We start from the raw sequence: 13,052 nt of genomic DNA on the forward strand, positions 1-13,052 counted from the left end.
ATGTTACCCCTCGACTTGCATGTGTTAGGCCTGCCGCTAGCGTTCATCCTGAGCCAGGATCAAACTCTCCATAGTATGAAAAATATTTTGAGTATGCCTGACCGATTATTTTTTCGTTCCGGTTCGCCTCGCGGCGCCGGAATCAGGAATTGACAAATTGTACTACACTACAAATTATCATTAACTTTTCACAGTAATTCAAAGAACTCCGACCCGAAGGTTCGTATCCTCCTGTTTGTTTCCGCAGTCTCGCCGGATTCCGGCGGAAAGGGATTACAAAGGTATGTCAAGTTTTTCAATCTGCAAAAACTTTTCTCATTTTTCTTTCATCCATCCCCGAAGCGATGGTTTGAATGAGTGTCCGTTTCCGTGATTGCGGATGCAAAGGTAGCGACCTTTTCCGTTCCTGCAAATCTTTTTTCAGATTTTTTTAATTCCTCAACGCAGAAGGTTTCGCTGCATACGTATAATCATTTGATTTGCAGAAAAATACAACTTTAGACACATTTTACAAATTTGCAAACCACTATTTCATATAATGGATGATTACCGGATTAGAATCCTCGGTTAAAAGGGCGGCGGTTGAATCCTCAGCAGACGATTGCAAACCGCGGGTTTGCCTCGATTCATAATCTTTCAGAAATTCCATGGCTGTCTTTGCTCCAAGCAATTCATCTTCTGTCCATTCATAAATCGAGGGGTATTGACCCGTCAGATCGTCATTCCAGGCTCGAAGAGCTGTATCTGTCTTATGCAACGCCAAGCGGTGCAACCGGGGCCCAAAACTCACATTGAAGAAAATGTATTTGCCATTATCGAAGACATAATGCAGGTCACGAGCGTAGTCTGTTCCCATCAGCGTAAAGGCGAGGTCACTCCCTTCACCGACTGTTTTCTCAATAAACTCCGCTGACAGACTGTGACCTCCGAAATCGAGCATAAGATACTCTCGAAGAGTATCACCAGAGATACTGAATATCTTATCTTCCAGTGGCATCGAAAAAAGCATTTCACTATCATTGAACTTTGAGAATGGCCGGGAATGATTGACAGTCATCGAAATAGGATAACTTTTGACGGATCCGTAGGGTAACCATTCCGATTTTCTTTGCCCCTGTCTATCCACTGCATAAATTTGGAAACCGTCCTGATTGCCGGAATGTGAATTGGCATACAGAAAAATACGGTCTCCGATAATTTCCAGCGATTCTGCATACACATCCAATGGCACTTCACGTTGGAAAGCACCGTCCGATGCATACCAAATAAGTTTCTTAGGCACTGTACAAAGCAACAGGATCGAAGAGTCGGACGGATCGATCACCATATCATTCATATTGACGTATTCTCCCGCTCCTTTGCCGCTACGGCCGATCTGCCGAAGATAACGACCATTGCCGTCGAAAAATAATATTCTTCGACTTTTCCGGTCCCGGACCAAGTACCCCCCTTTATACTGCAACAAACCTGTCACATCACCTATCATTGCTTCCGGCACGGTTTCAAGGGGAATATATTCGTAATGACTAAACAGTTCCGACAATCCCAATGTATCGGTAATCCGATCAGGTTCCACCATTACCCGCACCAGAGCATCCGGCGGAGAAGCGACCCTGCCGCAAGAGCCACATACCATAAGCATGACTGACAGCCATATCGTTCTTTTTTTCATAACCGATTAACAATTAAGATTGCAAGGGATTCCCATGCGGGAATCCCTCGATGATCGTTATCCATAAATTAGGAAAAGTCATTTGTTGTGCCAGATCGTGGTAGTGGCTGGAGTGCAAGGCATACTGCCCCCCGGTGTGCAATCTCGAGTCATGACCGTATATTGTGGTACTCCATCCTTATAGTAAGTCGTTGAAGTTCCGTCAATATGCCAAATTTCACTTTGTTCTGCATCGGCTAAAGCCTCGATATTAGCTTTCAGTAAATTGCCCTGAAAATTGGGTTTATACTCCGCATAACAAAACCATCCCATTACGACAGCAAAAGCAGCAATACCGCAAAAAGTAACATTCTTTTTATCGTTGTGGGAATTTAAATTAGTTGATACCAAAGAGCGCGCTTCCTTAATTACAAATATAGCATATAATATAACACAAGCAGTTGATCGATATAATTTGTAGAAATCCACTTTTAATACAAAAAACCGAGGCATACACCCCGGTTTGACCCTATCGGGCAAAAGAGACGCTACTTTCTTGTTTTAAAAGCAGGTAATTTTCGACCGGAACGCCCTCGTTGCGGCGAACCGGGAAATCTTCGGACACCCGAATTTCGCAGGAAGTATCGGGCCTGAGGTTCGCGGTCCAAGTCAGCTCCGTGCCGTCCCTCCCGAATAACCGTTTTTCTGTTTGCTAATCTGCGGAAAGGTTTTTCCGCCCGAGGGTCTGTAACCGAAACCGCCCCCCCTATTGGCAGCCGAGCGAAAGATTACAGTTCCAGCTTTTTGAGCCGGTCGTCCGCGGCCACTTTGTCGATAATGGCCTTGACCACTACGTCCATGCGGCTCCCCGGCGAATAGTCGGCCGGCGCCACGAAGTTGACCCGGTGTTCTTCGACTAACTGCCGCAGCGAATGGCCCACTTCCTTGTCCTCCGGGTTGTAGACTGCGATCGAATGGCCCTGTTTCTCCTTGACCAGCCGCATGCAGGGAATATCGGTCGTCCCGTCGCCGATATAGATCATGTGTGTGAAGGGCACGGGCCGCGACTGTTCCGGCACGAACCGGTTCACGGCTTTGGAGTCGTAGACGCTGTCGATCCCCTTGCTGATTTTGAAAATGAACTGGGTCTTGTTGGTATAGTTGACTGCCACTCCCGGCCAGTAAGCCACCCCGTCCACCGAGTAGAGGAACGAACTGGCGAAAATCTTGCGGAAATGTTTCGCGATCGGAGTTCCCTCGATCATCTCCTTGAGGCCCGACGAGTTGATGTAATGCTCGACCTGAATCCCTTTCCCCTGCCCGTAGCGGTTGATGCGGGTGAACCAGGTCTCGACCCCGTCGAAGAGTTCGATTTTCCGCCCCGATTCGGCGAAAGCGTCCCGCCGCAGTGAAACCCCGCTGACCGTGGCCTGACGGATCATTTCGTTCATATAAGTCAGGATCGGGTCGGCGTCGTTCTCTTCGGCCATCCGGTTGCAGTTGTCCCAAAATTCCCGGTTGTCTTTCCCGATTGCGGGAATGAAGTCGTATTCCTGCATATTCCCCGGCGAAAGCGTGCCGTCGAAATCATAAATCAGTGCAAGTACCATAGCGCGGTGCGGTTTTCACAAATATACGGAATTACGACGGATAACCGCTGTATTCCGGCGTGTCGGTTTTATCTCCTCACCCTGCGGCTGCGGAGAGCGCGTCGAAAGCACGGGCGGGTGCCGTCGACACGGCGATTCAAAAAGCCGTTCCCCGTCATTGAACGGAGAACGGCTTTTCCCGGTCGATCCCAAGGCGATTATCTACTTATTATATAGAGCCGCGAATCCCAAACCCCACCGAAATCCGCTATGCCTGGATAAACCCTTTCGCCAACAGATGTTGTGCGATCTGCACGGCATTGGTCGCCGCCCCTTTGCGCAGGTTGTCGGCCACCACCCACATGTTCATCGCCATCGGATTGGAGATGTCGCGGCGCAGCCGCCCCACGAACACCTCGTCGTGATGCTGCGCATCGACGGCCATCGGATATTCCGACCGTTCCGGACAGTCCACCACTTTCACCCCCGGTGTCCGTTCGAGCAGTGCGCGCACCTCCTCGATCGTGAAATCGCGCACGGTCTCCACGTTGATCGACTCGGAGTGTCCGCCCACCACCGGCACGCGGATCGCCGTGGGAGATACGAGGATCGAATCGTCGCCGAAAATCTTGTGGGTCTCATTGACCAGTTTCATCTCCTCTTTGGTATAGCCGTTTTCGGTGAAGCTATCGCACTGCGGGATGCAGTTCCGGTCGATCACATGCGGGTAGATCATCGGCCCGTCGAAAATTCCTTTGCGTTCGTTCTCCATCTGCGTCACCGCCCGCATCCCGGTGCCGGTAATCGCCTGGTAGGTCGATACCACGATGCGGCGAATCCCGTAAGTACGATAGATCGGAGCCAGCGCCATCAGCATCTGGATCGTCGAACAGTTCGGATTGGCGATAATGTAATCGTCTTTCGTCAGCACGTCGGCGTTGATTTCCGGAATCACTAATTTTTTGGTCGGATCCATGCGCCATGCCGAGCTGTTGTCCACCACGTAACAGCCGATCTCGGCGAATCGGGGGGCCCAGTCGAGCGAGGTCTGTCCGCCGGCCGAGAAGATGGCCAGCGCGGGCCGCATCTCCAGTCCTGCCTGCGGAACCACTACCGTCCACTCTTTCCCGCGGAAGAGGACTTTTTTGCCTGCGGAGCGTTCCGAGGCGATCGGAATCAGTTCCGTTACCGGGAAGTTGCGCTCTTCGAGCACTTTCAACATGCGGCCGCCGACAAGTCCTGTCGCGCCGAATACTGCTACTTTCATATCGAATCGATCTTGTAATTTCTTTCGGAAATGCAAATGTACGCTTTTTTCGGGGCGGGTTGTATGAGAAGCTCCCGTTTTGTGCGATTCTTAACAGATTTTCACTGAGTTGAATAATCGGCGGTCTATTCGTACACCTCCAACCGGCGGAGCACCCGTTTTACGGACTTTCGCCCCTTTACTCCCGACAGGGCAAAGCCGCTCGGGGCTGGCGCGAGGCCGAACATGCAGAACTTTCAGGGTACGGCTTTTACGGCACGTCGAGAACCCGGTTTCCGCACCGGCGGCCGGAGAATGGAGTATATTGTGCAGAATAAAGTCCCTGCATTATTCCAGCGCATCGAGATACTTCGCCTCGTCGAACGTCCCCGCCCCGACATCCGCAATCATCGCCCGGAACAGGTCGGAAAGCGTCTTGAGTCGCCCCTCCGGTTCATGATACCGCAACGTCCATACTGCATCATCCACCACGCACCGGAACGTCGCCACGTCGCCGTCGCAAATCTTAGTGGTGATAATCTCGTAGCCGTCTTCCGTATATCGCTTTTTCTCCGGCTTTACGTTGAAAACCCCCTCTTTCGCAGCAGTATACAGCCGGTCGGCCAGTCTGTCCGAAATCGGAATCGAATGCGTTTCGATCCAATAACGTTTCAAACGTTCGGCCGCCATAGCTCTCCGCATTTTTCGATTATGAGCAAGCCTTGTTTGCTGTTCTTGTGCGGATAATCCGGCAAAATCTGTAACGCTGGTACCGACCCTGGGAAACTCTTTCTGCAATTGTTCCTCGACCTCCTTGTAATTCGCCACCCGCTTGACCTCCAGGACATAAGCCGTGTCGGTCGCCCCCCGATAAATCCGGCCTCCAAAGGTTTCACTGAACAACGGTTCCAGCAGATATTCGACCCGAGCATTGAAATCGCCGAAAAACCAACGGTCCAACCTCTGCTTTCCAACTACGCTATCCGAAGCATCCATTCGGTTCGGCCCGACAGTTCGGGTAAGCCTCGTCGTTTCGATCCGTTCCGGCAGGCGACGTCCGTCCGGCCAGTCCGGGTTCCCTGCGACCGCCCTACCGAAAGCACAAAGAGCGATGGCGGACAATAACAGACTGATTTTCACCACCTCGCACGATTATATTGACTGTCTAAAGTTATAAAATAATCGGGCAATATCTATTCTAAGTCTGTAAAAATCGCGAACCGCAGCCTGCGGGAGGAGGGGCCGAACCAACTCCCGCTGCGAGTGCCGAGCGGCGCAGACCCCTCTGTCAGGCCTGTTGAAGAATTGTTGAAAAATAATGACAAAAAAGGTTCGGCGGACTTTCTTTTCCCTCTACTTTTGTTTAGTAAAGGAGTGTTTTTTCATGACAGAACAAAAAGTAGAACTGGACATCGAACTTAACGAGGAGGTGGCGCAAGGGACGTATGCGAACTTGGCCGTGATTTCCCACTCGACTTCGGAATTTGTGCTGGATTTCATCCGGATGATGCCGGGGATGCCGAAAGCGCAAGTCAAGAGCCGGGTGATCCTGACGCCGGAACATGCCAAACGGCTCTTGATGTCGCTGCAGGAGAATGTGGCGCGGTACGAGGCGATCGTGGGGAAGATCGAAATGCACACGCCGGATACGCCGCCGGTGATCAACGGGTTCGGGAATAAATCTTATTGTTGATCGGTTTTTCCCCCGGTCGCTTTCTCTGCTCTTTTTCGCGCACGAACGGCCCCTTAATGGGGGACTGGGGAAAAACACTCAGACGAACCGGCAGCCGCACAAAATTCCGTCGTTGGTCAAAAACAGCATCCGGTAATCGGTATATCTGACGCATTGGCACAAAACCGGTTTCCCATTCAAATGCGGCTCCGCTTCCGCCGTCCAGCGCCATGTACATGCCTTTTGTGTAAAAATGTGCTTCCCGTTGAACAACAACTTGCAATGGTTCAGCGAAACAGTGAAAAACAAGCGGTTAGCTTCGTCTTGTTCCTGGAACTTTCCTACGATTTTTTCCGCTAAAGCATACGCATGGTCCCGTCCCAAACAGAGATCCGCTCTTACCAGCTGCCCGGCCTTATAAAACCACAACCCGTCCCACGTATCCAAACAGATCGCATCATCGCAAAAATCGCACGCTCCGCCGTAGTTCCCTTCATAATCCTGTCCGTCCCACAATTTGGTTCCGTCCGGCCGCCACGCCACAATCCCCGTCCAACCGATCGGCGCGCCCTTCCCCCAGTCGGCGAAGGTTCCTTCGTCGAAATAACTCGTCACGATCGTTCCGTCCGGCATCACGATGCACTCGTCGATTCCATCGCCGAAACAATACGTCCGTTTGACCGTCCCGTCCCGGCCGAGCAGCAGCCCGTTCCGCTCCGGATTCCCGTTGTTGTAGTCGCACCGAGCCCCGATCAGCAGCCAGTCGTCGCCCTGTCGATACACAAAATCATAACCCATAGACAACCGGTCTCCCAAGTCGTCGATCTGCCGTTCTCCGCATGTCCCCTGCTTCCAATCGACCGACAAGGTGACCACGGCATAGTAAGCTTTCTGAATTTTGCATTGCTGATAACGGATATAACGGTAAAGAATATAAACTTTCCCGTCGTTCGCCCCCACCGAAAAATAGATGGGAACCATCCGCTGACAGGATAACTCGCGATGAATCTCCTCCATCGGAGCGATCTCGAACAAGGGTAAAATCTGTTGTTTCATCAGATTGCGTCCCCCAGCGCGTTGTAGAATTTGTATTCGATCATCCCGAGCGAGTCGTTCGGGATCACTTTGATCACCGCCCCGTATCTCACGCACCACTTCGCCCGTTTGCTGAACAGGCCGCCCCGGTTGATGTATGCCGCCACGTACGGATGCACGTGTATTTTCAAGAGCTTGTAGTGTTTCTCGCGCACATAGTACGCCACCTGGTTTTCGATCTGCGCATCGAGCAGCACGGACGGCGCGATCTCGCCCGTGCCGTGGCAGGTCGGACACTTTTCGTTGATCACGATCTGTGTTTCCGGCCTTACCCGCTGCCGGGTGATCTGCATCAGGCCGAATTTCGTGAGCGGCAGGATATTATGTTTTGCCCGGTCGTTGGCCATCGCTTTGCGCATCGCTTCCAAGACGGCATTCCGGTTCTGTGCCGTATGCAGGTCGATGAAGTCGATCACGATGATCCCGCCCATATCCTTGAGCCGCAGCTGCCGTGCAATCTCCGGCACGGCGTTCAGGTTGCATTCCAGGGCATTGGCTTCCTGTGTCTCGTCGCTTTTGGCGCGTTTTCCGCTATTGACGTCGATCACGTGCAGCGCTTCGGTGTGTTCCACAATGAGGTAGGCCCCCCGCTTGAAAACTACGGTGCGCCCGAATAGCTGCTTGATCTGTTTCGTGACGTCGAACTGGTCGAAGATGGGGATATTCCCGTGGTACATCTTGACGATCTTCTCCGCTTCCGGTTCGATGGCCGAGATGTATTCTTTCACTTCGTGGAAAATCTGCTCGTTGTCCACGTGGATGTGGGTGAACGAGTCGTTCAGCAGATCCCGCAGAATGGTTGTCGTGCGGCTCTCTTCGCTCAGCAGCAGCTGGGGCGGCTGGGCTTGCTGCAAGGCGGACAAAGCTCCTTCCCATTTGGCAATCAATTGCGTGATGTCGGCTTCGATGTCTTCGGCGGTTTTGCCTTCGGCGGCTGTCCGAACGATGGCCCCGTAGTTCCTGGGCAGTATGCTTTCCACAATGGAGCGGAGGCGTTTTTTCTCTTCGTTGGAGCGTATCTTCTGCGAAATATGCACCTTATTGGAAAGGGGAATCAACACCAGATGCCTTCCGGCGATGGATATGTCGCTGGTGATGCGCGGCCCTTTCGTGGAGATCGGTTCTTTGGCGATCTGGACAATGATCTGTTGTCCGTTAGTGAGTACGTTGGAGATTTTCCCTTCTTTCCCCAGGTCGTTCTGTATCTTGAGTGCGGAAAAGTCGATTTTCTGATGTTTCCCGTTGACTTGCTTGACTACTTCGTTGAGGCTGTGGAATGCGCTGCCGAGGTCGAGGTAGTGCAGAAAGGCGTCTTTCTGGTACCCGACGTCGACGAAGGCGGCGTTCAGTCCGCCCATCACTTTGTGTACTTTCCCGAGGTATATGTCGCCGACGGTGAACGAGCTTTTGGTCTTCTCGCGATTGAGTTCGACGAGTTGCCCGTCTTCCAGCAGTGCGATGTCTATTTCCGTCCCTGTGGAGTGGATTACTAACTCTTTTGTCATTTCGTATTCTCTAATACTGTATATTAACGCACGTATGTTTCGGTCGAGTATACGTGGGGTAAATTAAAGGTTCGGGGCAAAAGAAAGCGGTTCTTTCTTCCCCTATAACGAATTGCCGTTTCGGCCCGGAGCCTGTGCGTCTCTTTTTGCGTTCAAACTATCGGTTGGAGCGCCCAACGGCACAGCCTTTCCGCAGCCGGTGGTTTCGGGGCGCCCGCTCCGCGGAACCCTGTCTTTTAACTGTCCGGCACTCGATCGAGCCGTCGGTTCGGCCGTAGCTGTTTGCTGTTTTATTAGCTGTTTCCTCTATTAGCTCTGTCGTTGTGTCGGAATCCGATAAACCGCGACCTACGGTCGCGCGCCCGACGCCGCCCCACGCGAAGGGCGGTACCGCTCGGCACGCGAGCCGAGTTGTAACGACCCTAAACGGCACCGCCGGCGTCGGACGGTGATGCTGAGATGCGAAAGGGCTTTGGCCACAATCTTCCTATGTTAGACCGGGGCCACTCCCGGCGGAGGCCTGGTGCCGCTCAACATTCGAGCCGGGCCGCCTCTACCCCCAATTACCTCCGCTGGCTCCGCCTTTTCTATATCCAAGCTTGTTTTCGCGTCTGCGAAAATCCGGTTCGCAGAACCGGTCGGACCGCAGCCCCGGGCATGCGGAGGGCCGGTGCAGCGCGGCACATGAGCCGGGCTGGAACTACCCGAAATATCCTCCGTGGGCGGCGGCCCTTTGCAGATCAAAAACAGCTTTATCCCGCACGCTGGCGGAAACTCGGTTCGGCTGCGATCTCTCTGTCAGGCCGGAGCCACCCCCGGCGGAGGCCTGCAACCCTCGCAAACTCGGGAATGCGACCGCTCCCGGGCGCCCGACCCGGAATCGAGCAGCACTCGGCATTCGATCCGGGCTTAGCTCTATCCCGCTGGCTCCAATCCATACTCGTGCTTTTCTCCGCGCGCCAGCGAAATCATTCCCGATAAATTATCATTTATCGGGACGATTTCGCTCTTTAAGCGCGGCGCGCGGGAATGAGCTGCTTTGTTCCACGCGCTGGAGGAAATCCGGTTCAAAAGCAATTCATGCTTTTGAACAATTTCCTATTCCAGCAATCGCGCGGGTACCGCTCGTCGCGAAAAAGAGAGAACTGCCCTCGGGCCGGGCAGGCCCCGCGTGCCCGCGGTGGGCGTGCGATACTTCGTATCGCTTGGGTAGTTTCTAATCCAACTTATTTTCCCCGCGCGCTGGAGGAAATCTTGTTCAAAAGCGCAAGCGGCTTTTGAACGATTTCCTATTCCAGCTGTCGCGCGCGGTGCCGCTCGTCGCGAAAAAGAGAGAACCGCCCTCGGGCCGGGCAGGCCCTGCGTGCCCGCGGTGGACGTGCGATATTCGTATCGCTTGGGTAGTTTCTAATCCAACTTATTTTTCCTGCGCGCTGGAGGAAATACGGTTCAAAAGCAATTCATACTTTTAAACTATTTCCTATTCTAGCAATCGCGCGGGTACCGCTCGGCACACGATCCGCACCCTTCGGGTGTTTTATTGGCCTGCCGGCAGCAAGATAAACTACCCTAAAGTACGGAATCGCTCTCGGGCCGGGCAAGTCCCACTTAAATTAAGTCCTCTCAAACTCCGACAAAAGCCCCAACGGGGCCCGCGGTGAGTGGGCGAAACTGCGTTTCGCTTGGGCCGGAATTACCCTATTTCAAGTCCAACCGCCCCGAGAAAGTCCCGCACACGACACAGCTACCCCGCCCCAAAAACTCCGGCAGAAACTGCAACCGCCCCGCCGGTACGCATTGGCCGCCCCCGAAGATGAGCGACAAGACACACTTCCTCTGCCGAAAAACAAAACCTAAAGACCGCCGCGCATGAGAGTCCGGGGACTTTAGGTTTCCGAGTATCGTTTCCGGGGTTTCACAGACAAGGCCACAAGCACCGTCCGGCAAGCCTCCGGAAAAATCTACCTATTTCTTCTTTTTGTGACGGTTCTTGCGAAGACGTTTCTTGCGCTTGTGGGTAGATATTTTGTGCCGTTTTCTTTTTTTTCCGCTAGGCATAACTACGTGGATTAAAGTTTGACAATTTGGTTAACTATTTCTCGGCTCCGGAGCGGGACAATCCCCGCAACGACAGAGCCTTATTATTTCTTGCCGATGGATTTGGCTTTCACCTCCCCGGCGAAAGTCTTCGACGGTTTGAACGCCGGAATGTTGTGCGCCGGAATCGTAATCGTCGTGTTTTTCGAGATATTGCGTGCCACTTTCTGCGCCCGCCGTTTGATGATAAAGCTGCCGAAGCCGCGCAGATAGACATTATTCCCCGCCATCATGGTTTCTTTGATATTCTCCATGAAGGATTCCACCACCTGCTGCACCTGTACTTTCTCGATGCCTGTACTTTTAGCGATTTCGCCTACGATATCTGCTTTTGTCATGACGAATGTCGTTTGGTTTATTTATGTGATTACTATTTATTTACGTCGCATACGGATTGCAAATATAGAGTAAATTATTGAGAATCGCCCAATAAAATCGAATTAAATAATTCTTTCAGGCTGATTTTCAGGCTCGGATGTACATAATCGGGCCATATCTCGGCAGCCGGCTCCAGCGCGAAATGCCGTTCGGCCAGCCGGGGATGAGGCACAGTAAGCCGTTTGGTGTCAATGATTTCAGAATCATAAAATAAAATATCGACATCGATCGCCCGGTCGTGATAGAGCCGTTTGCCGCCGGGGGCATATTCCGGCCTGTGTTCCGGCCGCCCTAACTCCCGTTCGATCTGCTGGATAGCATCCAATACCGCTTCCGGCCCCAGCGCTGTTTCCACGGCGATCGCTTGGTTCAGAAACGGCCCCGGCGTCTCGCCTCCGGCAAAATCCCCCCACGGTTCGGTCTCGTACTCGCGCGAGGCCTGCACGACAGGCCCGACTGACTGCAAGAGGAGCGACCGGGCAGAGGCCAACTTCTCCGTCCGGTCTCCGAGATTGCTCCCTAAAAGCAGTAACACCCGATGTATTTCCATACCCCCAAGAAACCGAGCTACGCCAACTGCCGGTGCAGCGCGGTCAGCAGCCGGTCGCAATGTTCCCGCCCGATGTTCAGCGCCGGCAAAAGCCGGAAGGTGTTTTTGTCCGACGAAGAGCCTACGAAAATGTGTTCGTCGAACAGGAGCCGTTTCCGGAACGGTGCGCTCTCCTGGTTCAGTTCGACGCCGATCATCAGCCCTTTGCCGCGCACTTCCCGTATGTTCGGCAGTTTCCGCAGTTCGGTCATAAGGTATTCTCCCGTCCGGGCGGCATTTTCCACCAATCGGTCTTCGGTCATCACTTCGGCGACGGCCAACGCTGCGGCGCAAGCCAGGTGGTTCCCTCCGAACGTTGTCCCGAGCATGCCGTATTTCGGTGCGATGTGCGGCGCAATGGAGATCGCGCCGATCGGGAATCCGTTTCCGATCCCTTTGGCCATGGTGTAAATATCGGCGTTCACCCCGGCCCAGTCGTGGGAGTAATATTTCCCGGTTCGTCCGCAGCCGCACTGCACGCCGTCGGCCACATAAACCGCCCCGTATTTGTCGCACAGTGTCCGTATTTTCCGGAGGTAGTCATCGGATGCGATCCGAATCCCGCCGACGCCTTGAATCCCTTCCAAAATCACGGCGGCGATCTCGCCCCCCTCTTTCGCGAAGAGGTTTTCGAGTTCCTGTTCGTCGTTCAGCGTAACGAATACGACGTTTTCGGTGCGGTTCACCGGTGCGGTGATGTTCGGGTTGTCGGTCGCGGCGACGGCCAGCGAGGTGCGCCCGTGGAATGAGCCGTGCATGGCCACGACTTTCTTCCGCCCGGTGTGGAACGAGGCGAGTTTCAGTGCGTTTTCGTTGGCTTCGGCTCCGGAGTTGCACATGAAAAGTTGGTAGTCGTCATGTCCGGAGAGTTTGCCGAGTTTCTCGGCTAATTCGTGTTGCAAACCGATTTTCACGGAGTTGGAGTAAAAACCGATCTTCTGCAACTGGCCGGTGAGCCGCTCTACATAATGGGGATGGGTGTGGCCGATCGAGATAACGGCGTGGCCTCCGTAAAAATCCAAATATTCCTGTCCGTCTTTGTCCCACACTTTAGATCCGAGCCCTCTGACGATCTCTATGTCGTACAGGGGATATACGTCGAATAATTGCATAATCTGTTTGTCTATTTGATGGTTCGTTTCATTCACTACCCTATGTTTGAGGGTACCGTTCTCTTTGTGAACAAAGAGAACCAGAAAAACTTTTTGAGATGCTTGCGCATCTCTTGAG

Annotated in this window: 11 protein-coding genes and 1 rRNA gene; 1 reads left to right on the top strand and 11 read right to left on the bottom strand. The window is 53.1% G+C overall.

Going from position 1 to position 13,052, the window contains the following annotated elements; translation table 11 throughout:
- The 6 genes from Q0Z93_RS07240 to Q0Z93_RS07265 all read right to left on the bottom strand — a co-directional run.
- Nucleotides 1-75 (bottom strand): 16S ribosomal RNA (locus tag Q0Z93_RS07240); the annotation flags it as partial.
- 451 nt (nucleotides 76-526) lie between these two features.
- A complete protein-coding gene (locus Q0Z93_RS07245; RefSeq protein ID WP_298064227.1) occupies nucleotides 527-1,672 on the bottom strand; it encodes a 6-bladed beta-propeller in 1,146 nt (381 codons plus the stop codon).
- 78 nt (nucleotides 1,673-1,750) lie between these two features.
- On the bottom strand, nucleotides 1,751-2,140 hold the full coding sequence (locus tag Q0Z93_RS07250; protein ID WP_298064228.1) for an NVEALA domain-containing protein: 390 nt from the start codon (nucleotides 2,138-2,140) through the stop codon (nucleotides 1,751-1,753).
- A gap of 299 nt (nucleotides 2,141-2,439) precedes the next feature.
- Nucleotides 2,440-3,261, bottom strand: coding sequence for an HAD family hydrolase (locus tag Q0Z93_RS07255; RefSeq protein WP_298064229.1), 822 nt, complete (start codon nucleotides 3,259-3,261; stop codon nucleotides 2,440-2,442).
- A gap of 247 nt (nucleotides 3,262-3,508) precedes the next feature.
- Nucleotides 3,509-4,507, bottom strand: a complete 999-nt coding sequence (locus tag Q0Z93_RS07260) for an aspartate-semialdehyde dehydrogenase (RefSeq protein WP_298064230.1) — start codon at nucleotides 4,505-4,507, stop codon at nucleotides 3,509-3,511.
- 327 nt (nucleotides 4,508-4,834) lie between these two features.
- A complete protein-coding gene (locus tag Q0Z93_RS07265) occupies nucleotides 4,835-5,626 on the bottom strand; it encodes a hypothetical protein (RefSeq protein ID WP_298064231.1) in 792 nt (263 codons plus the stop codon).
- A gap of 244 nt (nucleotides 5,627-5,870) precedes the next feature.
- Here Q0Z93_RS07265 and Q0Z93_RS07270 point away from each other — a divergent pair, with 244 nt between their 5' ends.
- On the top strand, nucleotides 5,871-6,179 hold the full coding sequence (locus tag Q0Z93_RS07270) for a DUF3467 domain-containing protein (protein WP_298064232.1): 309 nt from the start codon (nucleotides 5,871-5,873) through the stop codon (nucleotides 6,177-6,179).
- A 78-nt stretch (nucleotides 6,180-6,257) separates the two neighbouring features.
- On the opposite strand, the gene Q0Z93_RS07275 is transcribed toward Q0Z93_RS07270, so the two are convergent.
- The 5 genes from Q0Z93_RS07275 to Q0Z93_RS07295 all read right to left on the bottom strand — a co-directional run bounded on the left by Q0Z93_RS07275 (nucleotide 6,258) and on the right by Q0Z93_RS07295 (nucleotide 12,934).
- The gene (locus Q0Z93_RS07275; protein ID WP_298064233.1) at nucleotides 6,258-7,214 is read right to left on the bottom strand and encodes a hypothetical protein; all 957 of its coding nucleotides are present in this window, start codon (nucleotides 7,212-7,214) and stop codon (nucleotides 6,258-6,260) included.
- The gene (locus Q0Z93_RS07280) at nucleotides 7,214-8,758 is read right to left on the bottom strand and encodes an Rne/Rng family ribonuclease (RefSeq protein WP_298064234.1); all 1,545 of its coding nucleotides are present in this window, start codon (nucleotides 8,756-8,758) and stop codon (nucleotides 7,214-7,216) included. The genes Q0Z93_RS07275 and Q0Z93_RS07280 overlap by 1 nt, the downstream gene beginning before the upstream one ends.
- Nucleotides 8,759-10,899: 2,141 nt before the next feature.
- On the bottom strand, nucleotides 10,900-11,193 hold the full coding sequence (locus Q0Z93_RS07285) for an HU family DNA-binding protein (RefSeq protein ID WP_298064235.1): 294 nt from the start codon (nucleotides 11,191-11,193) through the stop codon (nucleotides 10,900-10,902).
- A gap of 74 nt (nucleotides 11,194-11,267) precedes the next feature.
- Nucleotides 11,268-11,783, bottom strand: coding sequence for a 2-amino-4-hydroxy-6-hydroxymethyldihydropteridine diphosphokinase (gene folK / locus Q0Z93_RS07290; RefSeq protein WP_298064236.1), 516 nt, complete (start codon nucleotides 11,781-11,783; stop codon nucleotides 11,268-11,270).
- A gap of 17 nt (nucleotides 11,784-11,800) precedes the next feature.
- Nucleotides 11,801-12,934 (bottom strand): aminotransferase class III-fold pyridoxal phosphate-dependent enzyme, encoded by a 1,134-nt coding sequence (locus tag Q0Z93_RS07295; protein ID WP_298064237.1) that lies wholly within the window; start codon nucleotides 12,932-12,934, stop codon nucleotides 11,801-11,803.
- Nucleotides 12,935-13,052: the final 118 nt, after the last annotated feature.

The organism is uncultured Rikenella sp., from assembly GCF_947628055.1.
GTDB lineage: Bacteria > Bacteroidota > Bacteroidia > Bacteroidales > Rikenellaceae > Rikenella.

Excerpts from the sequence above, each read along its gene's own strand:
- Q0Z93_RS07270 (WP_298064232.1), top strand. The coding sequence starts at position 5,871 with ATGACAGAACAAAAAGTAGAACTGGACATCGAACTTAACGAGGAGGTG.
- Q0Z93_RS07295 (WP_298064237.1), bottom strand. The coding sequence starts at position 12,934 with ATGCAATTATTCGACGTATATCCCCTGTACGACATAGAGATCGTCAGA.
- Q0Z93_RS07245 (WP_298064227.1), bottom strand. The coding sequence starts at position 1,672 with ATGAAAAAAAGAACGATATGGCTGTCAGTCATGCTTATGGTATGTGGC.
- Q0Z93_RS07275 (WP_298064233.1), bottom strand. The coding sequence starts at position 7,214 with ATGAAACAACAGATTTTACCCTTGTTCGAGATCGCTCCGATGGAGGAG.
- Q0Z93_RS07260 (WP_298064230.1), bottom strand. The coding sequence starts at position 4,507 with ATGAAAGTAGCAGTATTCGGCGCGACAGGACTTGTCGGCGGCCGCATG.
- Q0Z93_RS07255 (WP_298064229.1), bottom strand. The coding sequence starts at position 3,261 with ATGGTACTTGCACTGATTTATGATTTCGACGGCACGCTTTCGCCGGGG.
- Q0Z93_RS07285 (WP_298064235.1), bottom strand. The coding sequence starts at position 11,193 with ATGACAAAAGCAGATATCGTAGGCGAAATCGCTAAAAGTACAGGCATC.
- Q0Z93_RS07280 (WP_298064234.1), bottom strand. The coding sequence starts at position 8,758 with ATGACAAAAGAGTTAGTAATCCACTCCACAGGGACGGAAATAGACATC.
- folK (WP_298064236.1), bottom strand. The coding sequence starts at position 11,783 with ATGGAAATACATCGGGTGTTACTGCTTTTAGGGAGCAATCTCGGAGAC.